This is a genomic window from Bacillus sp. RC251 (assembly GCF_044908765.1).
Lineage (GTDB): Bacteria > Bacillota > Bacilli > Bacillales > Bacillaceae_G > Bacillus_A > Bacillus_A wiedmannii.
This window is the reverse complement of sequence record NZ_JBIYDP010000010.1, coordinates 68,221-91,143: the sequence shown is the minus strand read 5'-3', so window position 1 is coordinate 91,143 and position 22,923 is coordinate 68,221. Positions and strand designations below refer to the sequence as shown.

Genomic DNA, 22,923 nt, shown 5'->3' with positions numbered 1-22,923 from the left:
GAAAAATGCTAAAATTATTTACAATTCATATTGATTACAACAAAGGGGATTTTAATATGCCTTATTTTTATGTCTTTTTACTATTACTAACGAGCTTATTATGGGGGGGAAATTTCGTCGTTGGAAAGTCACTCGTTGATCACGCGTCTCCGATGACACTAACAAGTTTAAGATGGATGATTGCGATCGTTTGTTTATTACCGATGGTATGGTTTAAAGAAAAGAAAATCATTCCACCTCGCGCGGCAATACTTCCGTTAATACTAATGGGAATCTCAGGGGTCGCTCTTTTTAACATCTTTCAATTTTTAGCACTAGAAAAAACATCCGCAACGAATGTAGGGCTTATTTCTACATTAAATGCGATTTCAATTGCATTATTTTCTGTTTTATTTCTAAAAGAAAAAGTAAATACACTTCAAATCCTATCCATGGTTCTTTCATTCTTTGGAGTTATTCTTGTCCTATTAAAAGGTAACTTTGCATTTTTATTTTCACTACATTTTAATAGCGGCGATTTATGGATGATTGCGGCTGTTTGTATTTGGGGAATCTATTCTGTTTGTAGTAAATGGGCAACAAAAACAACGACACCAATCATGGCAACATTATATTCAGGAATTTTCGGCGTTATTCTATTACTGCCATTTAACATAGGGAGCTTCACCGTTTCCAATATTAATACTTCTTTCCTAACATCACTTTTATATACTGGGCTTATTTCCACAGTTCTTTGTATGGTGTTTTGGAATATTGGCGTGCAAAAATTAGGAGCGACTACATCCGGTATTTTTCTAAACTTCAATCCGATTTTCACAGCTATTTTAGCATTTCTTTTCCTCGGAGAAGAACTAACGTGGATACAAATTTTCGGGACAATGATCGTTGTGACGGGATGTTATTTATTTTCTCATTTCAAAACGGTTACTGTTCAGCCAACTAGAGCTTTAATGCGAAAACATTATTAATGAAAAAACATCGTCATCCGAGTGGCGATGTTTTTATTTACTCTTCATTTCTTTTATATACTGCTTTTCCTCTTCTAGTGATAAACGTTCCGTCGCCTTGCCAGTATCTCCACCTTGAAGGCTCCATAAAAAGTTGTGCTCCTCAACAGTTTGAGAAAAATCTCCTTTTTCCCATCTATTTATAATAGAGAATAACTTCATTTTATATTGAAAACCTGTACTATTTTCAATATCTCTTTTTACATTAAAAATTTCCTTTTTTGTCATTTCTAAAAATCCCCATTTTTCAGAGGATTTTACTTTTTGGTGCACCATTTTATGCATAGTAGAAATAATTTCACCTTCACTAGCTTGTGGAGATTCTTCTGCAACTTTCTTCTCTTTTTCGTTTTCCGCTTGCTGGGTTTGAATATTTTTATTCTCTTTTTCCACATATGCAAGCAATTTCTTTCCGCCAACTATAGACGAGATGATTACTATAATTGTAATACATATTCCTACAATCCATTTAAAAAGCATTAGCTCTTCATCGCTTCCTTAACAATATGACTATCTACATACTGCTTAAACTTCACGATTTTTCCATTCTCTAGTTGCCATACATGAACAAACTCTGCTTCAAATGATTTTCCCGTTTCTTTATAAACTCCTGAATAAACACCTTCAGCAATAATTACATCTTTTCCGTTTACTTCATGGTACATATTTACACTCGCTTTATAATCATGCCATTCTGATCCTAATCGGCTAAATACATTTTCCATTATTGCTTCTACACCTATATAAGTTCCCCCATAAGGGAATCCTTTTGCCTCTGTCCATTCTACTTTTTCAGAGAGGGCTTCTACTAAATGTTTTGCATTTGAAGAAGCTGACCCTTCATACGTGCTTCGAATAATTTCTAAATTTGATTTAGGCATATTACTTCCTCCCGTTTTATTTATTTTTTACACAAGATGTAACCAATAACGTTACATCTTGTGTAAAAAAATATTTAAATTGTTTTATTCTTAATCCACCAGTTGTAATCATTATAGTTACAATTATGATTCAAGTCAACAATTTATAAATAAGTCTACTTCGCTTTCATTACTTTCTCTTTTACGAAGCAATCTACATATCCTTCTGCTTTTACAACGAATAAATACGCACCCATTGCTAATAATGCAAGATCTAATTCATACCCTGGATTCTTTCCATCTCCTAATAAACCTGCTGCTCCATTTACCTTTACGATAGCTCCAGCTAAAATAAGAGCGAATAATAGTCCTACATATCTTACGCCTAAACCGATAATTAATAATATACCACCAACTAATTCAACTGTTGCTACGCCATATGCAAGACCCCCTGGTAAGCCGATGCTTGTAAACCATCCTGCTACGTTATCGATACCTGATTGAAACTTCGCTAAACCGTGCGCAAAGAATGTCACTCCTAACACGATACGAATAATTAAATTCCCAATATATTGGTTCATTTTGAACTCTCCTTTTTGTTTTGTTATGGTGAACTTTTATTTACAAGTCAAAACAATACGGTATTTCATTTCATTCGTCAAATACTTTTTTTAAGAAAACAAAAAACATTATCCCTTTTACGGATAATGTTTTCCTACAAAATAGTGCTAATTCAAGCTTTTACTCTATTGCACAAAAAAGTTGAAACATTTTTCCAGCGCCAACATACGGCAATAAAGACAAGTCCTCTTCTACAACCATGCCAACAACATTCACTTTCTCATCTTTAGGCAAATCATGTGTGGCAACTTGCATCTCTCCTGCATATCTACCGTACAATTCATTATCAATTGTAATGCTGCCTTTCTTTCTTGCAATTGTATGCATCGGCTTTAAAATCACTTTATTTCCTTCTCTTGATTCAACTGAACGAATGACATCACGAGCTGGATCTAGTCTATTTGTATGCCACTTTTAATGCTTCTTTATCGCATATAAACGATTTATACCGCAGTGAAATAATTCCTCTACTCGCACTCGCTATCTCTTGTACACTTTCTACACTTCCGCTTATATCCCCGATTAACACCTTATCGACACCACAATGTTGTACAAGTTCTAAGTACGCTTCAAGCGGGCGCATATTTCGGTGCTTTTCTAACGTTGGTAAGCCTTCATATAACGGACCACGTTTTTCATCATCTCCCGGAATAAATGCCATCGTTTTTATTCCGCACTCATGTAAGTATTCGTTTTGTTTTTGTAAAAAGGACTTTGCTAGTCCTGTTTCTGGACGCGGATAAAAATTATGCCACGCTTCTACATTCTCTACTTTTATATTTTCTATGATTAACTCTTTCCAAAATGAATCTGTAATCGTACTCGCATTTAAAGCTACTTTCATTTTATGAGATACGCGTGCGATTTCTTTCGGCTTGATGCCGTAGTCCATTCTTAAGCCTGTAATGCCCCAGCCTAATAGCTCCTCCACATTTTCATACGTTATCCCTAAATGGTGTAACGATTTTGGAGAAACATCGGCCATTAATTCCATGTCATTTTCAAGAGCTTGTTTCCCAAGTATTTGAATTAGCTCTTTATATGTACCAGGATCATCTTCAGGAATGTGAAGTGATGTAAAAATAGATGAAAACCCGTTTTCCTTCGCTACTTTTAGCCACTCTTCTTGCTTCTTTACTCGTTCTTTTGAAAGATAAATTGAAACTCCTATCATATGAATCTCCCTTTCTATGAATAGAAAAAGAGAAAGGAATCCCTTTCTCTATATGTTTTCTGCCATTTCTTCTTTGAATCCAAAGAAGTACGTAAAGATGAATCCGAAAGTATATGCCACTACTAATCCAAGGAAATATAATAAATATTTATTATCAGCAATTAACGGAATTAATGATAATCCTGATACACCGATTCCTAGTGCAGCTGTTTTCATAACTGCTTGGAATGCACCGCCAACTGCTGCACCTAAACAAGCTGTAAGAAACGGTTTCCCAAGTGGTAATGTAACCCCGTATAATAACGGTTCGCCAATTCCTAAAAATCCAACTGGTAATGCACCTTTAATTACGTTACGAAGTCGTTTGTTTTTTGTTTTTACATAGATGGCAATCGCGGCTCCTACTTGCCCAGCGCCAGCCATTGCTAGTACTGGTAATAAAGGCGTTACGTGCGTTTGATTAATAAACTCCATATGAATTGGTGTTAAACCGTGATGCAATCCGACCATAACGAGAGGTAAAAATGTTCCAGCAAGTACTGCTCCCGCAAATGCGCCGCCAATACTTAAAATACCATTAATTCCGCTTGTAATTCCTTCAGATAAGAAACCTGCTACCGGTTGAATGGCTAACATCGTTACAATACTTACGACTAACACAGTAATGAGCGGTGTCACGATAATATCAACTGCATCTGGCACTGCTTTTCGAACTTGTCTTTCTACTACAACCATAAGCCATGCTGCAAAAATAACTGCAAACAATCCGCCCCGTCCGGGTACGAGCGCTTCACCAAATAACTTTACGTTCGCCATCGCCGGGTTAAAAATTAAAATACCCGCGATCGCCCCAAGAACTGGTGTCCCGCCAAATTCTTTCGCTGTATTCCAGCCGACTAAAATTCCTAAGAATGTAAAGATACCGCCACCAATGAGTAGTAGCATTTGTAGCCACGTTGCATTCGGATCAGCACCTGCGTTTTTCGCAAAGTTAGCGACCCCGTTTATAATACCTGACGCAACAAGACCTGGAATTAACGGAATGAAAATACTTCCTATTTTTCGTAAAAAGTTTTTCACTGGTGTATTATTTTTCTTCTTAATCTCTGACTTCATCTCTTGCCCAAGATCTTCAAGATGATGATCTGCCACCTCACCAATTCGCAGTCCCGTTAAACCTTCCATTTCAGCAGCTACTTTATTTACTGTCCCTGGGCCAACAACAACTTGAAGCGTCTCATCTTCAATAACGCCCATAACCCCTTCAACCTTTTTCAAAAGGTCCATATTCACTTTACTTTCATCATGAAGCGTTAATCGCAGTCTCGTCATACAATGAGCAATGCCACGAATATTTTTTACTCCCCCAAGTTGCTCTGAAATCTCTTTGGCCATTCTCTCTTCTTTCTTCATGATAGAATCCCCCTCCCTATTATTTTATAGTGCCTTCTTCACAAACCCTTTCGCTTCTTTTAACTTTTCCAGTGCTTCCCCATACTCACACTGCAATAACACCATAACAATCGCAGCTTTCACATTACGTTCTGCTTTTTCATAACACTCTGCTGCTACTTCATAACTAACCCCTGTCGCTTCCACAATAATTCGTTTTGATCGTTCTACTAACTTTTCATTTGTAGATTGAACATCTACCATTAAGTTTTTATATACTTTCCCAACCCCAATCATAGAAGCTGTTGAAATCATATTAAGTACTAATTTTTGTGCTGTACCAGCCTTCAAACGCGTCGAGCCTGTTAAAATTTCTGCGCCTGTTTCTACTTCCACATTTAGTTTTGCATATTTACTTATTTCAGCATTTTTATTACAAGAAATACTCGCCGTGCTCGCTCCCACGCTAGCTGCGTACTTCAAACCGCCAATTACATAAGGAGTTCGACCACTTGCCGCAACTCCAATCACTGTATCTTTCTCGTTTAATCCAATACTTTTTAAATCTTCTTCTGCTAACTCTTCGCGGTCTTCTGCACCTTCCACTGCCTTAGTAAACGCTTTCAATCCACCTGCTATAAATCCTTGCACCATTTTATCATCTGTTCCAAATGTCGGCGGACATTCCACCGCATCCAAAATACCTAAACGACCACTTGTACCAGCCCCAATGTAAATTAAACGTCCCTCTTCTTCAAAAGATTTAATAACAGTCTGTACAACCTTTTCAATTTCTTCTATCTCATTTTCAACTGCTAACGCAACAGTTCGATCTTCTTCATTCATACTTTGTAACACTTCTTTTATGCTCATCTCATCCAGATTCATCGTCTTCTCATTACGATGTTCTGTCGATAAATTTTCTAACATATTATCACCCGCTTTGAAATTATATTTCACACTTTTATTATAACTTTAAGAAACTAAAAATCAATAACTCTTTCTTATTTTATGAAATTAAATTTCACGACATGACATATTTTTGTCAAAGATAATAAAGTGAAACTTTAATCAGTGGGGTTTTGTTCATCCCCACTGATTATTAGCCCTCACCAATCGGGCTTTTACGGGCAGCCCGACCCCCACCTAACTTTCTTTGCTTCCGCTGAATTTTGAAGTGGGGGTCTTACTGCCCGGCAAATAGCGGGATAAAAAAAGATGAGTCTCCTCATCTTTTCTTCTACTTTAACTTCCGTAACCGCAACGCTTCTTCTCGCGTCTCCATAAATTGATCCAATACGTTATTACCAATTCGGTTGAAAGTAATCACATATAAAGCATCTATCATATTCAGTTGTGTCATTCTCGAAGCAATACTTGCAATACGATGATCTTGCTCTACATCTGGCATACAAAGACGAATATCCGCTTCTTTATATAAAGGTGATGATTGGTCAAGCTTTGTAATCGCAATAACTGTTGCACCTTGTCTCTTCGCATATTGCGCCATTTCAAGTACATCTTTCGTACGACCAGATGTTGAAATGGCAACAAATATATCGCCCTCTTTTAAATTCGTCACAAGCGGCAACATCATATGAAAATCTGATAGCATCATCGCTGTAAATCCGAGCCTTGTAAATTTATAAGCCCCGTCCATCGCAGGAGTAGCTGATCCGCCTACTCCATAAAATATAATTTTATCTGCATTTACAATACGATCTGCAGCTTTCTCAAGTTCCTTTTTATCTATCGCGGTAACGCTCGCCTCAATTGCAGCTTTATTCACATACGTAACTTTATTAAACAAGTCATACGGTCCATCTTCCGTATTCATAACTGAAAAATCATTAATATTATAATCAGCAATCGTCAATTCACGAACGAGCGCGATTTTAAATGCTTTAAAGCTTCCAATCCCAATCGACTTACAAAAGCGAACAACACTCGCCTCACTTGCGCCCGCATTCGTTGACACTTCTTTCGTCGTTAAGTTCGGAACAATTTCTGCATTCCCCATTATGTACATGGCAACCTTCTTTTCAGCTGGTGAAAATTGATCCATATTACTTTCAATTTTAAATAGTAATGTTGAAGCTTTCACTATTTAACCTCCACTTCTTACGGTTGCTTTCACTTATTTTCTCTTGCTTCAAAAAGATAAAAACCATCATCGCCAGGAGGATGGTGAACAATTACAGTTCGATCCCCTTTTTTATATGACGTTATTTCACCTTCAGATCGCTGTTTTTCCCATCCATGTATCCAAATTGCAAAGTCAGGTACAAAAGCAGTGTAATTATAGTCTTTCGGGTTTTCGTCTTCTACATAGGAAGAAAAAATAGAAACAGGAAAGTCTTTCACTTTTGACTCTTTCCATGCAGTAAATGGTATACATAGCGCAATAAGTATGATTACACCGATAACCTTCCCCTTCGTAATCCTCAAACATTTTCTCTCCTCGACTTATCATATACGTAGATTTTACCATAATTACAACCTATTCATGCTATATGACTATTGCTTTTTCCAATAAAAAAAGAGCTTACCTACATCAGATAAGCTCTTCCTCTCTATACAAAATATTTTTTCAAAAGCGGCGGCGTAATAATCGTCGTTAATATAACAACAATAACAATCGCTGTGAAATTTTCTTTCGCTAATAAATTCGCCGCAAGTCCATTCGCTGCGATAATAAGCGCCACTTCTCCGCGCGAAACCATCCCCGCACCAATACTAATAGAAGATTGAAGGTTGAACCCTGTCAGTCTTGCTCCTAAACCTGATCCGATTAACTTTGTAAAAATTGCAATAAGCGTCATGATGATAATGAACCAAAGCTGGCTTCCGATACCTTGAAATGTAATTTCCATTCCAATACTTACGAAGAACACCGGTACAAATATTGCATAAGCAATCGGTTCAATTTTATGTTCTACTTCGTGCTTATACTCTGTTTGCGAAATGGCAATTCCGGCTGCAAATGCCCCAATAATACCTGCGATCCCCATCATTTCACTGTAATACGAAAATGAGAAACAAATAATAAGAGCTGCACTAATTAACGCTTCTGTTACGCGAAGTGGTACGAGCATTTTCATAATCCATGGAACAACTTTCCAAGAGATGAAAACGATACTGACAAAAAAGACAATTTTCTTTGCAATGACAAGCGTTACATTTACATCTTGTGTGCCTAAAAAACTCATCACAAATGCTAATAAAATAACAACAATTACATCATCAAATACAGCTGCCCCTAAAATCGTCGTACTTTCTCTCGTATTCATTTTCCCTAAATCTCTTAGTGTTTGAACAGAAATACTAACCGAAGTGGCACAAAGTAATAACCCTAAAAAGATCGCATGCGACTGTAACATTCCAAATGCAAGTCCCGCTAAATACCCACCAAGGAATGGGAAAATAATTCCTCCCATCGCTACTGCGAATGCAGATTTCAAATTTCGATTTAACTCTTCTAAATCTGTTTCAAGTCCTGCCATAAACATAAGTAGTAAAACACCAATTTCACTCAGTTCATCGATCAATTCAGAACTATTAATAATACCAAGCACAGCCGGACCGATAATAATACCAACGATTAATTTACCAAGTACAGAAGGCTGGCCAAGCCTAACGCTAATATCACCAGCTAATTTCGTACAAAGTAAAATGACGACAAGTTCAAAATAAAATAACATAACATCTTCTCCTACTTTATAAAGTAAAACTTTTATGAGTGGTTTTGTCACTCTGTTAACCCTCGTCCATTCCTGCCAGTAGTTTCCCCTATTCATTCGCATTTTATTTGTCACATTTTTATTTGACAAAATATTCTGAATTATATTAAAATTAATCCAGCAATTTTAAAAAACAACCTACCATAACTGTACCTCCATTTACTTACATACTCTTTTCTAGTGGGCTCATACTATATTCGCAGTTATGAAAATGAAAAAACGGGGGGAGAGTCCAAAGTGAAGTCATTATTACGAAAAAAACCGCTTAGTACTGAATCACCACGGCAGTTAGATAGAACATTAACTGCACTTGATTTAACGTTTTTAGGAATTGGCGCCGTAATTGGGACAGGGATTTTTGTATTAACAGGTATTGTCGCAGCGAAACATTCTGGTCCTGGTATTATGTTATCATTCCTTATTGCTGCATTTACTTGTGCTTGTGTAGCCTTTTGTTATGCTGAATTTGCTTCTTCTATTCCTGTCTCAGGAAGTGTGTACACTTACGCATATATGACAGTCGGAGAAGTCGTCGCCTTCATCGTCGGCTGGTGTTTAATGCTAGAATATTTACTTGCAGTCGCGGCAGTAGCTGTCGGTTGGTCTGGTTATTTACAATCTTTACTACAAGGGTTTAACGTTCATCTGCCCGCCATAATCGCCTCGGCCCCTGGCGTAGGAAAAGGTGGTCTTATCGATTTACCGGCTGTTTGTATTTTACTACTCATTACAGGTCTTTTAAGTTTTGGTATACGCGAAAGCGCACGCATTAATAATATTATGGTTCTTATTAAGTTAGCTGTTATTATCGCCTTTATCGTAGCAGGGGCAAAATATGTAAAACCTGAAAATTGGACGCCGTTCATTCCATTCGGATACGACGGTATCATTACTGGGGCTGCCACTGTATTCTTCGCCTTCTTAGGCTTTGATGCAATCGCAACCGCTGCAGAAGAAACGAAAAAACCACAGCGCGATTTACCAATTGGCATTATCGGTTCCCTTCTTATTTGTACTGTTTTATACATGATTGTATCTTTCGTTTTAACAGGTATGGTTCCGTATACACAATTAGATGTTTCTGATCCGGTTGCGTTTGCCTTACATTTCGTTGGCGAAGATACAATTGCAGGACTACTCGCTGTTGGGGCGATGACTGGAATGACAACCGTTCTCTTAGTCGTTATGTATGGACAAGTTCGCGTTTCGTATGCAATGAGCCGCGACGGTTTACTTCCAAAAGCGTTAGCACGTGTAAATAAAAGAGTAAAAATCCCTTTATTAAACACGTGGATTACTGGTGTTGTGTCAGCTTTATTAGCAGGACTTTTAGACTTACATTTACTAGCGAATTTAGTAAACATCGGTACGTTAACAGCATTCACATTCGTTTGCTGCGCTGTACTTATTTTACGAAAAACACATCCTGATTTAAAACGCGGATTCCGTACCCCTTTCGTACCTGTATTACCAGTTGTTGCAATTCTTTGCTGTTTATATTTAATGATCAATTTGTCTAAAACGACATGGATAAGCTTTGCAGTTTGGCTTCTAGTCGGCTTATGCTTCTATTTCTTCTACTCTAGAAAACATAGCCATTTAGCTACTGAAAAAACAAATGATGAAGAGAAAAAAGCATAACAAAATAGCTCGCCGATAAAACGGTGAGCTATCTTTCTGTATTATTATATTTTTTCGTTAACGATTGTAAAATGAAAAATATGCCGATGCAAGCTGTAAACGATGCCCAATTTCCTATCGGTGTAGCGTATTTAAAAACGCCAATACCTACAAGCAATAGGAAAATAATCACCTGATATATAAGCTTCCACTTTTGCATATGTTCCCTCCTTTACTTCGTTCCCTTCTTTTTCTTCTTCCATGCATTTAAACTATCAAAGAAGAAGTTAATAAATAACGTGCCTAAACCCGCTAATAAAAACGTCATTAAAAATAGAACCCATATACTTTTCTCTTTTAAGAAATAATATCCTACAAGGAGCACAACCGCGATCCATACATATTCAAGAATTCTTTTTAGCTTTTTCTCTTCCAAATTATTCGCTCCTTCATTCTATGCTACTTTTAGTATAACAAAAAAGAAGCCTATCATGATAAGCTTCTTTCTCTTCTCTCTTATTTGTTTATGCTTTTTTCAACGAGTGAAATCGCATATTCCATCGTACGATTCATCGTTTCTACTTGTGTATCTTTTACTTTCGCATCTTTTAATACAGCTTCTGCCACTGTAATTTTTTGACTCAATGATTTCACTGAACCGTCCGTTACATTTGCAGCTTGCGCTTTTTTCACTACTGCTTTTGCAGATTCAATATTGATTTGTAATTTTTCTTTCAGTGTTTTCGGTTTTTCTTCTGCTACTTTAGATTGTACAAATGTTACATTAGCTGTTTTTAATTCGTTATACGCTTGAACGATCTGCTCTCCAGTACTTCCTACATTTTCAAATGCTTGCTTTGCAGTGTTATAGCTTTTCTCTAGTGCTTGAAATGCTTCCTTTGAATATTGACCTGGTTTGTCACCAAACTCATACGTACCAGCTAACACTTCTTTCACTTTCCCAAGCTCTTCATATAACGCGTTTACTTGCTCTAATTTTGTACGATTAGAAAACTCATTATACGCTGCTAATACTTCTGAAGAACTTAATGCTTTACTATATAATTTTGCAAGCGCAATTTGTCCATTTAGCGGGATACCACCATTCCCATTACTATCAGGGTCTGCCCCAAGCGCAAATGGTACGTTCGGGTGATATACTTTCCCTGTAGCTGGTTGGCTATTTACTTTTTTACCATCTACGTAAATTGCTACTTCACTTCCGTTATACGTTCCTGTTAAATGATACGTTTTATTTGCCTCTAATTGAACGCCAACACGTTTATAACTTCCACCAATATGAGCCCATAATTCTACATAACCACTTCCTGTAGATTCAAAACCAATTCCGCCGCTCTCTGTATTTTGTAAAATACCTTGTCCGCGAATTTCATTCATTGAAAACACAGTTTCTAATGTAAATGTATTTGCTACTTTCTCTTTTTGTGCTGCTGAAAACGGAAGGTATCCAAATGTATTTGCTTTTCCGTTTAGCTTCATAACATTCTTTTTCAACACTTTATCATATTCAATAGTCACATTACCCTTAACATCACCTTTTGTACCAAATGATGAATTGTCTTTAAATGTACCATCTGCAAAGTTTACATCAAAAACATCCGCCTTTGGTACTTTCACATTCGGGTCAATATTATCTTTTTTCGTAGTAATCTCTGCCGTTAATGGTTGTACACTTTCGTTGCCGAATGAATCAATCGCAACGACTTCCAGTGTATATGTTTTCCCGCCATCTAGTCCTGCAAGCGTAAATGTCAGTTCTTTCGGCACTGGATCACGATAAAACTCTGAGAATGCTAACAATTTATTCTTTATTTCTCCCGTTTGCTTATCTCTCGCTTGTACACGGTAAGAATGAACAAGAAGGTTGTCCAACGCTTGCTGGAATGTTACTGTTGCTGCATTTTCTGTTACATTTGATACCGACAACTTCACATCTTTTGCAAAGTATGGCTTTTCTTTATCACGATCTTCTACATGTGTAAATGTGTCTTTCTTTGATGGTAATTTAATTTTCCAAGGCTCACCTGTCCAAGAATTTGTATGGAAATCACGGCGATTAATCGTTACTTCTTTATCATCTACTTCTACTAATAAACCTTGGCTTAATGTACTAGCTCCTGACGGGATATTTCCTTGTACTTTACCACCTTCAACCTCCATATAACTTACTGAAGATGTGCCAACTGATGTAAAGTCTTTTTGATGAATCGATCTTGGATCATCTAACGGATAATGTGAATGACCTGAAAACGTAATAACTTGTGGGTATTGTTTTAATACCTCATTAATTTTCGCACTATCTTTTGTTCCCCATTCTTGGCTACCGTATACTGTATCTTTAATATGTTGGTGTAAAAATACGAAAATTGGTTTTTCTGGATCATCTTTTTGAGCTTTTGCCATCTCTTCTTTTAACCAATTAATTTGCTTGTCTGAATAATATCCGTGAGTTGTCCCATCCTCTGGAGACATTACAAGGAAGTGATACCCTTTCACCACTTTATGATAGTAAATCGATTCCATACCTGTTTTTTCTAAGAAACGTTTCTGCGCTCCCTCTACAGTTAAACCGTTCCAATAATCATGATTGCCTAGAGAATTCATTCGTACCGCATCTTTATTTGCATTTTCATTATATACTTGCATGAAACGATCATATTGTTGTACCGATCCTGAATCAGTAAAGTCTCCCACAATTACGAACGCATCTTGTTTAGGTGCAAGTGTATTAAGTTGCTCGATTGCTCGTTTCCAGCGAAACGTATCATCCGTTCCACTATTTTTAATATGTACATCACTTACGACTGGAAAAACGATCTTCTTCTCACTTGGTGCCTTTTCTTGCTTCTTCTCTTCCGCTTTGACTGATGTACTCCACGGAAATGATACAAACGCTAATACAAAAACCATTAATAATCCAATAAGGCCTTTTACTTTTCGTAAAATAGTTCTTTCCACGTGAATCCTCCTCATAATAATTGATTCATTACAAGGGCTATTTTATCTAAAACATATTAATGCCGTTTAAATAACAAATTAATTTTATTAGATTTTTGTAAATATACAGTTAATTAGAAGTTAAGTCCAACATTCCTCGTACTATTGTATACAACCACCTTTTGTCTAAAAGAGCCTGGTCATTCTTTTCCTATGATGATTCACATATAATCTTTTCTATAACACTAATGATAAGTTAAGGTTTAAGCCTATTAGACAATCTTAATTTTTAGCATTTCCTTCTTTTTTAACACATCGGCCATGCTTCTACATTTAATAATAGTAAAAGACAACTTAAAAGGAGGGGTTGTATTGAAGAAACAAAAAAATATTGGCTGTTTCGCTCCTTTATCTATCATTTGTCCAGAACCTTGTCCACCGCCCCCTCCTCCAAATCCAAGTTGCGAGCGAGTAACTAATGAATTTGCAGGGAATTTCCTCATAACGAATAACACCATCTCCTCTGTCAAAGATGCATCACAATCAATGATACTGTGGCAAAGTGATGGAATACTACTTATATCAGGTAATGTCTCGGTTTACAATAGTACTAGCAGCACAGAAGCAATTACAATTCAAATCGTTGGAGCAGCAACTAATGTTTTCACTGTGTTTCCTGGTAATACAATATCATACACAGGAAAAGACTTACAATCAGTCAGGATTATCAATATACAAAGTAATCCTTCACTATATTTAGAAGGTAAGTACTGTTGTCAATTTACATGTTGCTTATAAAATACTAATTTCATTACTTCCTCAATAAAAAAAGCATACCATTTACGGTATGCTTTTTTATGAAATCGGGTAACGTACAGTAATACAAAACTCTCCTTGATTAACAGTTGTGCCTGTCGTAGTAATTCGAACAGTTGTAAAATATCGTACAGTGAAAGTACCACTACTTTGCGGTTGAACAGTAACAGTATCAACTACCGTAGCGCCTACTAAAAAATCAACTGTAATCGGAGCCGCCCCTACATCATATTTCACGTAACCTGAACCATATACTTCTTGTGTAATATTATTCGTATATACAATTTGAGTACCAGCACCTGTAATAGACCAGTCTGTACATACTTGATCTTGCACAAGTGTTTTATTAGAACAACAAGACAAACTGGAACTTCTCATTCCCATTTTGATCCTCTCCTATTCTGCTATGAAAGTGGATAACGTGTTGTAATACAAAATTCTCCCTGATACGTTCCAGCAGGTGTTGCAGGTAACACGACTTGTATAATATCAAAGCGACGATACGTAAATCCGATACTCGTTCCTGGATTTAATGTTTGTGTATCTAGTACAGTACCAGCAGAATCAAGCACCTCTACAGTAATTGGGCCTGGTCCAACATCATATTTAACAAAACCAGTACCAACTACGTTTTGGTTAATATTATTTGTATAAAGAACATTATCAATTGCTGTTGCAACTACAGTAGCAGACCACGGACTACACACTTTATCTTGTACATAATTTTTATCTGGACAACAAGTTAATGCAGCCCCTGAGCACTCACAAGACATAGTTGTTTCCCCTCTCTCTTTTTTTATTCCCTATATGTGTATGTCCTTTAGAGTCTTTTGCCTGTACTATTCATCTATTTTCAAAAAATAAGACAACTTCTGTACTAATGACTAGATAGATTCCGTTCTGTTTCTTTTTTTCATAAATTTATAGATTAAAATACCACCTACAACAATAACTACGACTAGTAATATCGGTAGCATATATTGTCCAACAACATCCGCCGCTTTTGCCCAATGCGGACCTAATTTCATCCCAAAATAAATATACAAAGTCGTTAACGGGAACATTGCTACAAATGTATATATACTAAATTTCCATATGTTCATTTTTGCCATACCACATGGAACAGAAATAAGCGTTCGAACTCCCGGTACAAAGCGTCCAACAAATGCTACAACTGGTCCATATTTCTCAAAGAAATCATCTGCTTTTTGAATTTGTTCTTCTTTAATAAAGAAGTATTTCCCGTACTTTATTAATAGAGGACGACCACCGTAATAACCGAGTGCATATAACGTTAATGGTCCTGTCGTTCCGCCAAGTGTTCCAGCTAATACAGCTAGCCAAAAATTCATATCCCCCTCGTACACCCAATATCCAACCATGGGCAACACTACTTCTGCTGGAATAAATTCAAACGTTAATGCTAACACAACTCCAAAATAAGAAAACTGCTTTAAAAACTCAATTATATCTAAAATAATTTGCTCCATATTTTTAACTCCTATCCTACGTTTACGTTATGCTTTTCTTGTAATCGAACTGGCGCCATTTTTACAATTCTGTTCAAAATGAATAACACAATTCCAATATCATCTAAAATACCGATAAACGGCAGGAAGTCTGGAATTAAATCGAGCGGCATCGCAACATACCCAACTAAAAAAGCAACAGATAAAATTTTCTTCTTTATTGAAACCTCTTTTGAAGTAAAAAAGTCAAATAGAAATGGAACGAAACGACGGACATGAAATACAACTCTTAATCTACTAATAAGTTTTTTCATTTTTATTTCTCCTCTCTTTGTATACAAAAAGGACCCTACCAACTATGGTAAGGGTCCTAAAAAAGACAATAAGGGGCCTTTACCATTGCTGGTAAAGGTCTCACTAACAACGAAACGTTGCCAATAAAGCCGAGGGTTTCTCCCTGTAATGACGACTTTACTGTAATAAGTTACTCCCCTTTATACACAATTTTATACACTCACATTAAAATATTTCAGAGGGCTTGTCAATATATTTTATATCCAATCCCTCCTGCTTACCCTTCCGTAAAAAACAAAAAACGTATAGGAAATTTCTTACTATCTCATAATATACATAATCATTTTTGAATGAAAGGAGAGGTTTCATTTGCATACCGTATGGAAAGGTGCACTTTCACTTGGACTATTAAATATAGGAATTAAACTATATAGCGCCGTAGAAGAAACCGATATAAAATTTTTAAGTCTCCATAAAGAATGCTTAACACCTATTAAATATAAAAAATTTGCTCCTGATTGTACGGATGAAGAAATTGATGATAAAGATATTGTAAAAGCCTATGAATATGCACCTCATAAATACATCATTATTGATGAAAAAGAATTAGCTGCGTTGCAAAAAGCTCACGAACCACGATCCATTCGTATTATATCTTTTATCCAAAATAACGAAATCGATTCTGTTCTTTATGACCGTTCTTATTTTATAGGCCCTACCCCAGGATATGAAAAATCATATTTATTATTAAAAGAAGCTCTTGAACGTACAAATAAACTTGGGCTTATTCATATTTCTATTAGAAAAAAACAACATTTAGCTATTATCCGTAACTTTGAAGATGGACTTATGTTACAAACCATCCACTACCCTAATGAAATTCGCGATATAACAAATACACCTAACTTACCAAGTAATGAAAATTACCCTATCCAAAAACAAGAACTCACCGCAGCAATTAATTTAATCCACCACCTTACAAATCCTTTTGAACAAGAAATGTATATAGATGAATATGCAGAAGCCCTTACCGAATTAATCGAGAATAAAATTGAACAACAGGAAAAAACTGAAACAATCTCTCCAGCTCCGAACATCATTAATATTATGGAGACATTACAGGCAAGCATTGAACAAGCAAAAATAAAAAGAGAAAACAAAAAAGAACAAGAGGCCAAATGAAATTGACCTCTTGTTCTTTAAAGCGGATTACATTTCGGCATTTCGAGTCCAGATGATTGAGCTAATTTTAATAAATAATAACATTCCTCTCTTGCCATATGATCTGCCATTCTAGCTGATAGTGCACTTAATACTTCATGCGATAACTCGAGCTCTTCCACTTCATGTAAAAAATGCGAAAATAATTTCAATTCAAGTGAAACATCTTTTGTAAACTTCTTTAATGCTGGAAAATGATGAAGCTCCGTTCGTAAATACCCAGTCATCTCAACTGCCTTTAAGTAAAATTGTTCAAAATGCTTCGTAAATTCTTCGCTTTTCTCTTTTAATCTTTTTTCAACAAGATCTAGCCCACCAGAAATAGAGCCCGCATGACCAGCCGCATCCGTTAACCAAACGAGATGATAATGCAATTCATGAAAAACAGGCGGAACTTCCCCTTTCTTCAAAAACTCTAAAACCGTTATATACTCTTCCACTTCGTTTACCATATGATTAATAAAGGTTGGTGTAAAATGAATAGTAATTTTCCCTTCCAACTGCTTCTGTATAATACTTAATTTAAACGTCCGAATTTCCTTAGCAGCTTGTTCTGCCTCTTTTGAGAATGCCATCAGATTCACATTCCGAACTTTATTTAACAAATTCGTAAATGTTTCAACAAAGTAAGTAGCTTTTTTTATATCCTCTTTTTCCTTCGGAGCTAATGCATCAAGTAAAAATTGTGCATGATCAGTAAGTACCTTTAGCCAAAATTGATGCTCAAACAACGCACTTTCTTCATAATTTCTCTCCACTAAATCCCCTCCGTTTATTCATCCTTCTCTACCACTTGAAGTTTATATCCATCTGGGTCTTGTACTACAATACTTTTCTCACTTTTATTTTCTGTATATGCAATTTTATAAAATACTAACCTCTTCTTTACATTCTCTATGTTAGAAATTGAAAACGTTAGAACATCAACTGAGTCCGTAACACTCTTCTCACGCCCTCCCAAACTGCGATTCATAACAAAACTAATTCTCGTTGAATCAGTATCATACCAAACCCCTGTAATATCTAATTGCGGCCTCTCTGAACTAGGTGTTATTCCTAAAATCCCTTCGTAAAAATACAGAGTTTCCTTTAAGTTCTTTACTTCTAACACAATTAAATTCTTTACATTCTCCACATTCATTCCCCCTGTACTTATTACTTTTTTATATGTGTCATAAATGCTCATTATGTCTGAATACAATACGTAGTAATGAACATTTAAGGAGGTTTATTCGTGAATAAATATATGAGATCATTCGTGCCCTATCATAGTCCTCTCGACCCTTGTCCTCCTATCGGAAAAAAATATTATTCTACTCCTCCTAATTTATTTTTAGGCTTTCAACCGCCAAACTTACCACAATTCACGCCAAAAGAAGCTCTACAAAAAGGGACTTTATGGCCTGTTTTTTATGACTATTATGAAAATCCTTATAAAAAAGGGCGGTGACTACTGACGTGACTCAATCGCTACCAGAAGAATACTATCAGCTTTTACTGGAGCTTCAAGAACTGGACTTTGTACTAGTTGAACTCACTCTTTATTTAGATACACATCCAGATGACACCGCTGCGATTAATCAATTTAATGATTTTTCCTATAAACGGCGAGTATTAAAACAAAAGATGGAAGAAAAATACGGGCCACTCCAACAGTTTGGAAACAGCTATTCCAATGCTCCTTGGGAATGGAGCAAAGGTCCTTGGCCATGGCAAATATAAAGGAGAGAAACTATGTGGATTTATGAAAAGAAATTACAATACCCAGTTAAAGTGGGAACTTGCAATCCAGCACTTGCAAAATTATTAATTGAGCAATATGGCGGTGCAGATGGCGAGCTAGCTGCTGCACTACGCTACTTAAATCAACGTTATACAATTCCTGATAAAGTCATTGGCCTACTTACTGATATTGGTACAGAAGAATTTGCTCACCTTGAAATGATTGCTACGATGGTTTATAAACTAACGAAAGATGCAACTCCTGAACAAATGAAAGCCGCTGGACTTGATCCTCATTATGTTGATCATGATAGTGCACTTCATTACCATAATGCTGCTGGTGTTCCATTTACTGCAACCTATATACAGGCTAAAGGTGATCCAATTGCCGATCTATACGAGGATATCGCAGCTGAAGAAAAAGCACGCGCAACATATCAATGGCTCATTAACTTATCAGATGATCCAGATATAAATGACAGCCTACGCTTCTTACGTGAACGAGAAATTGTTCATTCACAACGTTTCCGAGAAGCAGTTGAAATTTTAAAAGAAGAACGTGATAAAAAAATATTTTTTTAAAACACGTATCCTAGTGATATGTGTTTTTTTACGTTAAAAGTTAAATCCTTCCTATTAAAGATATAAATAGTATATTTATTCGATTTAATGTATTATTTTTTAATATTTTCAAAATTCCCTATTGCTTTCTAGTCATCAGACCTTTAAAATAGTAACAGTTACTCGACAAATTATTTGAATTTTCGACAAAAACACTCATTAGGAGGATTTTCTTTATATGCGTACAACTTTAAAACCAGCGCAAATACTTTCGATTAGTTTATTACTATTCGCAGTTTTCTTCGGTGCTGGTAATATGATTTTCCCGCCCCTTCTCGGTCTTTCATCCGGAGAAAACATGTGGATTTCCATTACAGGATTTATTATTACAGACGTCGGTTTATCTTTACTAGCTATCGTCGCTGTTGCCCTTGCCGGTGGTAGTTTTAACACTTTAGCAAGCCGCGTTCATCCAAAATTCGCAGCAATATTCGCTATCATTATTTATCTTTCAATCGGCCCACTATTTGTTATTCCACGAACTGGATCTGTATCTTACGAAATTGGGATTGCACCACTTTTCCCGGACCAATGGTACTCTATGTTAATCTTTAGTGCGATTTTCTTTACAGTCGTCTACTTCTTATCATTAAATCCATCAAAATTAGTAGATCATATCGGAAAAATATTAACACCCATTTTACTTGGAATTATTGCAATTATGGCAACAAAAGCGATTCTTTCACCAGGAACGTTTGCAGAACCTGTTGGTGACTATAAAGAAATTCCATTTTTCAAAGGATTTCTTGAAGGATTTTTAACGTTAGATGCAATTGGTGCTCTCGTATTATCAACAATTGTTGTAAATGCAATTCGCCAAAACGGTATACAAGAGAAAAAATCGATTGCGAAATATACAATTATTTGTGGAAGCATTGCAGCCCTATTCTTAACAATTGTTTATTTCTTACTCGGTTATATCGGCGCTTCAAACGGAAACTTGGGACAATTCGAGAACGGTGGTCAACTATTAGCTACTGTTATGTACCAATTCTTTGGGACAAGCGGTAATGTTTTATTAAGTATTGCCATTATCTCCGCTTGTTTAACGACAGCAATTGGCGTTGTAAGTGCATTCGCCAACTATTTCGCAACAGTATTAACAAATGTTTCATATAAGAAACTCGTACTATACGTTTGTATCTTTAGCTTCGTTATTTCAAACTTAGGATTAAGCTTATTAATCAAAATTACATTACCTGTATTAATCATTTTGTATCCAATTACAATCATTTTAATTTTCGTATCATTTATTGATAAATATACGAAACGTAAACCTTCTGTCTACATCGGATCAATGCTCGCAGCATTCATTATTAGCTGTATTCATGCACTTGATAATGTGGAATTGATACCAAGTTTTATCGCTAATATCGTACACACCATTCCTTTTTATAACTTAGGAATCGGTTGGATTATTCCAGCAATCATTGGTGGTATAATCGGATACTATATTCCTCAAACAGAAGCTGAAGGTGAAGTTTCTACAAAATAAAGAAAAGAAGCAAGCATGAAATCCATGCTTGCTTCTTTTCACATCGTATGTTTAAAAGTAAATAACTCTTCTTTTGACTGCACAGCAGATTGTTCCTCTTCTATAGCGTCCTTCTTTATCTCTCCCCCTAATCTTACTTTCATCATCGCCTCTTCTATACTTTTTACAATCATATTTCCTGAAAAAATAGTAAGTCCAAAAAATGTAATGGGAACGAGAGGAATCCATGGATTCACTGTTAATGATCTAAAATAGACTCCAATTAAACCTGACCATTCATGTGTATAAGATTCCACCTCTTTTATATGTCCACCAAACGTAACTGTTCCACCAAAGAACACTTCAAGTAATCCTAAGTGGAGTAAAATAGTAAGAGTTTGCGTAAACTGCTGAAAAAATACAAGTATAAACGTCATATAGAGATGCGGGAAAATATGCTTTATAACAATGTGCCTTCTCGATCCACCCAATATGTACGCAGCTTCAATAAATTCTTCGGTTCTCAACTTACGGACTTCCTTCGCAACATACAGTGCAATAACTGGCATCACAAGCATTACAAGTAATAAAACTTGAAACGAAGCCCTTTCAAAAAAGGTTGTTGTTTCCTCTCCACTCCCAAATGCATTTGCAGATTGAAGAAAAAAATATGCAATCATAACTGTTGGAATAACTGTAAAACTATCAAAAAATGCCTCAATTTTTGAAAAACCTCTTTTTACATATGTTCCGAGTACGACACCGAAAAACACACCTATCACCATTCTAAGTGCCGCAATTAAAATAGATATACCAATTGTCCACTTCGCACCTTCAATGACTAAATGTAACAAGTCGTATCCTTTCCGGTCTGTCCCAAGTAAAAATTGGAATGAAGGTGAAAACGGTGGTACTTGTGGATTTTCATCCGCATCATATTGCAATGTAACTTGTCTAATATGTCCATCATTCCATATCGTATTTCCGATGCTCAAAAGAACTAATATGAGAAGAAACCCAATGCTTATCCAAAATCTTTTATCGCGTTTTATATACGTCCACATATTATAATCTCTCCTTCATCGCAGCCGGAATGAGATAATGAAACAATTTAAACAAAATAAAAATTGGAATATATATAAGCAGCACACTAACGATGAAAACCTCAACTCTAATACCGAAATACGATTTCAAAAACATAAAAATACCACCCGTATTAAAAATCCATTCTATAATATATAAATTAGATAACATAAAAAAGATATTCGTTTTCGCAAAGAATAATGTACTAAGCAACACATTTCGTAAAATATGACGATTTAAAATATGAAAGCGCCCCAGCCCTTTCGCCTTAGCAAATAGTACATAATCTTTTTCTAGTTCATTTTCAAAACGAAGCACGACCATTTTTACAAACATAATCGTAGTCGGGATGCTCAAACACAATATTGGCAACCCCCTAATCGACTCGCCTCCAATTGAAGCAATTTGAAAAGGTAAAAAGCCTGTTTGTTTAAAAACCCATACAACTAAAATTTGCGATACTAAAATAAGTAAAATGTCTGGAATAGATTCTAGGAAGATAAGAAATGATTTAATTCGATGTTGTATACGCGGTGAACTACTCATAATGACATAAACAATACAAAATGCTACAAATAATGAAATGAAAAAAGCAGCTAAAAATATAACAATTGTTTCTTTATAGTGGACAAACAACTGCGGAAATAAAAATTTATCTCCCACATATTTAAATTTGGAGATATCCATTAAATTCACAAACACTTCTTGTAAACTCTTTATGTACTGTGATGCATGCAGCTCAAATCCGTAAAATAACTTTGGCAGTGCCCCTAAACAAATAATACCCAAAATTGAAATAATAAATTGAACCGTCACTTCCATCCCATTCAGAAAAACTTTTTTGACCACGT

Annotated in this window: 28 protein-coding genes and 1 pseudogene; 8 read left to right on the top strand and 21 right to left on the bottom strand. The window is 35.9% G+C overall.

The window, feature by feature from the left end; all coding sequences use genetic code 11:
* The first annotated feature begins 56 nt into the window (after positions 1 to 56).
* Positions 57 to 968: a DMT family transporter gene (locus ABH961_RS23280; protein WP_098642584.1), complete on the top strand. Its 912-nt coding sequence runs from the start codon at positions 57 to 59 to the stop codon at positions 966 to 968.
* 33 nt (positions 969 to 1,001) lie between these two features.
* Here the strand turns inward: ABH961_RS23280 and ABH961_RS23275 are convergent, their stop codons facing one another.
* The 9 genes and pseudogenes from ABH961_RS23275 to ABH961_RS23235 form a co-directional block, all read right to left on the bottom strand.
* Positions 1,002 to 1,487, bottom strand: a complete 486-nt coding sequence (locus ABH961_RS23275; RefSeq protein WP_098048670.1) for a PRK06770 family protein — start codon at positions 1,485 to 1,487, stop codon at positions 1,002 to 1,004.
* Positions 1,487 to 1,888: a nuclear transport factor 2 family protein gene (locus tag ABH961_RS23270; protein ID WP_048545680.1), complete on the bottom strand. Its 402-nt coding sequence runs from the start codon at positions 1,886 to 1,888 to the stop codon at positions 1,487 to 1,489. Before ABH961_RS23270 ends, ABH961_RS23275 begins: the two co-directional genes overlap by 1 nt.
* Positions 1,889 to 2,043: 155 nt before the next feature.
* The gene (locus tag ABH961_RS23265) at positions 2,044 to 2,448 is read right to left on the bottom strand and encodes a DoxX family protein (protein WP_098079857.1); all 405 of its coding nucleotides are present in this window, start codon (positions 2,446 to 2,448) and stop codon (positions 2,044 to 2,046) included.
* 152 nt (positions 2,449 to 2,600) lie between these two features.
* Positions 2,601 to 3,662 (bottom strand): annotated as a pseudogene (locus ABH961_RS23260) (DUF871 domain-containing protein).
* A 48-nt stretch (positions 3,663 to 3,710) separates the two neighbouring features.
* Positions 3,711 to 5,075, bottom strand: a complete 1,365-nt coding sequence (locus tag ABH961_RS23255; RefSeq protein ID WP_098079856.1) for a PTS transporter subunit EIIC — start codon at positions 5,073 to 5,075, stop codon at positions 3,711 to 3,713.
* 24 nt (positions 5,076 to 5,099) lie between these two features.
* The gene (gene murQ / locus ABH961_RS23250; protein ID WP_098079854.1) at positions 5,100 to 5,984 is read right to left on the bottom strand and encodes an N-acetylmuramic acid 6-phosphate etherase; all 885 of its coding nucleotides are present in this window, start codon (positions 5,982 to 5,984) and stop codon (positions 5,100 to 5,102) included.
* Positions 5,985 to 6,294: 310 nt separating this feature from the next.
* On the bottom strand, positions 6,295 to 7,158 hold the full coding sequence (locus ABH961_RS23245) for a MurR/RpiR family transcriptional regulator (protein WP_048545687.1): 864 nt from the start codon (positions 7,156 to 7,158) through the stop codon (positions 6,295 to 6,297).
* Between the two features lie 29 nt (positions 7,159 to 7,187).
* On the bottom strand, positions 7,188 to 7,502 hold the full coding sequence (locus ABH961_RS23240; protein WP_001223248.1) for a hypothetical protein: 315 nt from the start codon (positions 7,500 to 7,502) through the stop codon (positions 7,188 to 7,190).
* A gap of 125 nt (positions 7,503 to 7,627) precedes the next feature.
* Complete coding sequence (locus ABH961_RS23235; RefSeq protein ID WP_098079900.1) at positions 7,628 to 8,851, bottom strand: cation:proton antiporter; 1,224 nt, start codon at positions 8,849 to 8,851, stop codon at positions 7,628 to 7,630.
* 180 nt (positions 8,852 to 9,031) lie between these two features.
* Here ABH961_RS23235 and bcaP point away from each other — a divergent pair, with 180 nt between their 5' ends.
* Positions 9,032 to 10,435, top strand: a complete 1,404-nt coding sequence (bcaP, locus tag ABH961_RS23230; RefSeq protein ID WP_098079852.1) for a branched-chain amino acid transporter BcaP — start codon at positions 9,032 to 9,034, stop codon at positions 10,433 to 10,435.
* A gap of 28 nt (positions 10,436 to 10,463) precedes the next feature.
* Here the strand turns inward: bcaP and ABH961_RS23225 are convergent, their stop codons facing one another.
* The 4 genes from ABH961_RS23225 to ABH961_RS23210 all read right to left on the bottom strand — a co-directional run bounded on the left by ABH961_RS23225 (position 10,464) and on the right by ABH961_RS23210 (position 13,902).
* Positions 10,464 to 10,634, bottom strand: coding sequence for a hypothetical protein (locus ABH961_RS23225; protein WP_001174844.1), 171 nt, complete (start codon positions 10,632 to 10,634; stop codon positions 10,464 to 10,466).
* 12 nt (positions 10,635 to 10,646) lie between these two features.
* Positions 10,647 to 10,850 (bottom strand): hypothetical protein, encoded by a 204-nt coding sequence (locus ABH961_RS23220; protein ID WP_000391504.1) that lies wholly within the window; start codon positions 10,848 to 10,850, stop codon positions 10,647 to 10,649.
* A gap of 80 nt (positions 10,851 to 10,930) precedes the next feature.
* Positions 10,931 to 13,393, bottom strand: a complete 2,463-nt coding sequence (locus ABH961_RS23215) for a LamG-like jellyroll fold domain-containing protein (RefSeq protein WP_141520055.1) — start codon at positions 13,391 to 13,393, stop codon at positions 10,931 to 10,933.
* Between the two features lie 251 nt (positions 13,394 to 13,644).
* Positions 13,645 to 13,902 (bottom strand): hypothetical protein, encoded by a 258-nt coding sequence (locus ABH961_RS23210; RefSeq protein WP_306472351.1) that lies wholly within the window; start codon positions 13,900 to 13,902, stop codon positions 13,645 to 13,647.
* Here ABH961_RS23210 and ABH961_RS23205 point away from each other — a divergent pair.
* Positions 13,787 to 14,170: an S-Ena type endospore appendage gene (locus ABH961_RS23205; protein WP_306637751.1), complete on the top strand. Its 384-nt coding sequence runs from the start codon at positions 13,787 to 13,789 to the stop codon at positions 14,168 to 14,170. The two genes, ABH961_RS23210 and ABH961_RS23205, sit on opposite strands and share 116 nt — an antisense overlap.
* A 57-nt stretch (positions 14,171 to 14,227) precedes the next feature.
* Here ABH961_RS23205 and ABH961_RS23200 read toward each other — a convergent pair whose 3' ends face one another.
* The 4 genes from ABH961_RS23200 to ABH961_RS23185 all read right to left on the bottom strand — a co-directional run bounded on the left by ABH961_RS23200 (position 14,228) and on the right by ABH961_RS23185 (position 15,971).
* The gene (locus ABH961_RS23200) at positions 14,228 to 14,572 is read right to left on the bottom strand and encodes a DUF3992 domain-containing protein (RefSeq protein WP_000525813.1); all 345 of its coding nucleotides are present in this window, start codon (positions 14,570 to 14,572) and stop codon (positions 14,228 to 14,230) included.
* 20 nt (positions 14,573 to 14,592) lie between these two features.
* On the bottom strand, positions 14,593 to 14,961 hold the full coding sequence (locus ABH961_RS23195) for a DUF3992 domain-containing protein (protein WP_064470958.1): 369 nt from the start codon (positions 14,959 to 14,961) through the stop codon (positions 14,593 to 14,595).
* Positions 14,962 to 15,072: 111 nt separating this feature from the next.
* Positions 15,073 to 15,678 carry a DedA family protein gene (locus ABH961_RS23190; RefSeq protein WP_000435010.1) on the bottom strand — a complete coding sequence of 202 codons (606 nt, stop codon included), beginning with the start codon at positions 15,676 to 15,678 and terminating at the stop codon, positions 15,073 to 15,075.
* 11 nt (positions 15,679 to 15,689) lie between these two features.
* Complete coding sequence (locus ABH961_RS23185) at positions 15,690 to 15,971, bottom strand: YkvA family protein (RefSeq protein ID WP_098079848.1); 282 nt, start codon at positions 15,969 to 15,971, stop codon at positions 15,690 to 15,692.
* Between the two features lie 349 nt (positions 15,972 to 16,320).
* Between ABH961_RS23185 and ku the strand changes: the two genes are divergently transcribed.
* Positions 16,321 to 17,133 carry a non-homologous end joining protein Ku gene (gene ku, locus ABH961_RS23180; protein WP_098079846.1) on the top strand — a complete coding sequence of 271 codons (813 nt, stop codon included), beginning with the start codon at positions 16,321 to 16,323 and terminating at the stop codon, positions 17,131 to 17,133.
* A 17-nt stretch (positions 17,134 to 17,150) separates the two neighbouring features.
* Here the strand turns inward: ku and ABH961_RS23175 are convergent, their stop codons facing one another.
* The gene (locus tag ABH961_RS23175; RefSeq protein WP_000440978.1) at positions 17,151 to 17,930 is read right to left on the bottom strand and encodes a DUF2935 domain-containing protein; all 780 of its coding nucleotides are present in this window, start codon (positions 17,928 to 17,930) and stop codon (positions 17,151 to 17,153) included.
* Between the two features lie 14 nt (positions 17,931 to 17,944).
* A complete protein-coding gene (locus ABH961_RS23170) occupies positions 17,945 to 18,358 on the bottom strand; it encodes a VOC family protein (RefSeq protein WP_097891327.1) in 414 nt (137 codons plus the stop codon).
* Positions 18,359 to 18,406: 48 nt separating this feature from the next.
* Here ABH961_RS23170 and ABH961_RS23165 point away from each other — a divergent pair, with 48 nt between their 5' ends.
* From ABH961_RS23165 to brnQ2, 4 genes are all read left to right on the top strand, one after another.
* Positions 18,407 to 18,622: a spore coat associated protein CotJA gene (locus ABH961_RS23165; RefSeq protein WP_001046257.1), complete on the top strand. Its 216-nt coding sequence runs from the start codon at positions 18,407 to 18,409 to the stop codon at positions 18,620 to 18,622.
* Between the two features lie 8 nt (positions 18,623 to 18,630).
* Positions 18,631 to 18,894 (top strand): spore coat protein CotJB, encoded by a 264-nt coding sequence (locus ABH961_RS23160; protein WP_000194492.1) that lies wholly within the window; start codon positions 18,631 to 18,633, stop codon positions 18,892 to 18,894.
* A 12-nt stretch (positions 18,895 to 18,906) separates the two neighbouring features.
* Positions 18,907 to 19,476, top strand: coding sequence for a spore coat protein CotJC (gene cotJC, locus ABH961_RS23155; RefSeq protein WP_000265275.1), 570 nt, complete (start codon positions 18,907 to 18,909; stop codon positions 19,474 to 19,476).
* Between the two features lie 217 nt (positions 19,477 to 19,693).
* A complete protein-coding gene (gene brnQ2, locus ABH961_RS23150; RefSeq protein WP_098068529.1) occupies positions 19,694 to 21,010 on the top strand; it encodes a branched-chain amino acid transport system II carrier protein BrnQ2 in 1,317 nt (438 codons plus the stop codon).
* Between the two features lie 38 nt (positions 21,011 to 21,048).
* Here the strand turns inward: brnQ2 and ABH961_RS23145 are convergent, their stop codons facing one another.
* Positions 21,049 to 22,053 (bottom strand): ABC transporter permease, encoded by a 1,005-nt coding sequence (locus ABH961_RS23145; RefSeq protein WP_098079842.1) that lies wholly within the window; start codon positions 22,051 to 22,053, stop codon positions 21,049 to 21,051.
* A gap of 1 nt (position 22,054) precedes the next feature.
* The gene (locus ABH961_RS23140; RefSeq protein ID WP_141520054.1) at positions 22,055 to 22,921 is read right to left on the bottom strand and encodes an ABC transporter permease subunit; all 867 of its coding nucleotides are present in this window, start codon (positions 22,919 to 22,921) and stop codon (positions 22,055 to 22,057) included.
* Positions 22,922 to 22,923: the final 2 nt, after the last annotated feature.

Coding starts and splice junctions, on each gene's coding strand:
- ABH961_RS23195 (WP_064470958.1), bottom strand. CDS start 14,961: ATGTCTTGTGAGTGCTCAGGGGCTGCATTAACTTGTTGTCCAGATAAA.
- murQ (WP_098079854.1), bottom strand. CDS start 5,984: ATGTTAGAAAATTTATCGACAGAACATCGTAATGAGAAGACGATGAAT.
- ABH961_RS23255 (WP_098079856.1), bottom strand. CDS start 5,075: ATGAAGAAAGAAGAGAGAATGGCCAAAGAGATTTCAGAGCAACTTGGG.
- cotJC (WP_000265275.1), top strand. CDS start 18,907: ATGTGGATTTATGAAAAGAAATTACAATACCCAGTTAAAGTGGGAACT.
- ABH961_RS23200 (WP_000525813.1), bottom strand. CDS start 14,572: ATGGGAATGAGAAGTTCCAGTTTGTCTTGTTGTTCTAATAAAACACTT.
- ABH961_RS23265 (WP_098079857.1), bottom strand. CDS start 2,448: ATGAACCAATATATTGGGAATTTAATTATTCGTATCGTGTTAGGAGTG.
- ABH961_RS23190 (WP_000435010.1), bottom strand. CDS start 15,678: ATGGAGCAAATTATTTTAGATATAATTGAGTTTTTAAAGCAGTTTTCT.
- ABH961_RS23275 (WP_098048670.1), bottom strand. CDS start 1,487: ATGCTTTTTAAATGGATTGTAGGAATATGTATTACAATTATAGTAATC.
- ABH961_RS23280 (WP_098642584.1), top strand. CDS start 57: ATGCCTTATTTTTATGTCTTTTTACTATTACTAACGAGCTTATTATGG.
- ABH961_RS23235 (WP_098079900.1), bottom strand. CDS start 8,851: ATGAATAGGGGAAACTACTGGCAGGAATGGACGAGGGTTAACAGAGTG.
- ABH961_RS23185 (WP_098079848.1), bottom strand. CDS start 15,971: ATGAAAAAACTTATTAGTAGATTAAGAGTTGTATTTCATGTCCGTCGT.
- ABH961_RS23270 (WP_048545680.1), bottom strand. CDS start 1,888: ATGCCTAAATCAAATTTAGAAATTATTCGAAGCACGTATGAAGGGTCA.
- ABH961_RS23145 (WP_098079842.1), bottom strand. CDS start 22,053: ATGTGGACGTATATAAAACGCGATAAAAGATTTTGGATAAGCATTGGG.
- brnQ2 (WP_098068529.1), top strand. CDS start 19,694: ATGCGTACAACTTTAAAACCAGCGCAAATACTTTCGATTAGTTTATTA.
- ABH961_RS23170 (WP_097891327.1), bottom strand. CDS start 18,358: ATGAGCATTTATGACACATATAAAAAAGTAATAAGTACAGGGGGAATG.
- ABH961_RS23225 (WP_001174844.1), bottom strand. CDS start 10,634: ATGCAAAAGTGGAAGCTTATATATCAGGTGATTATTTTCCTATTGCTT.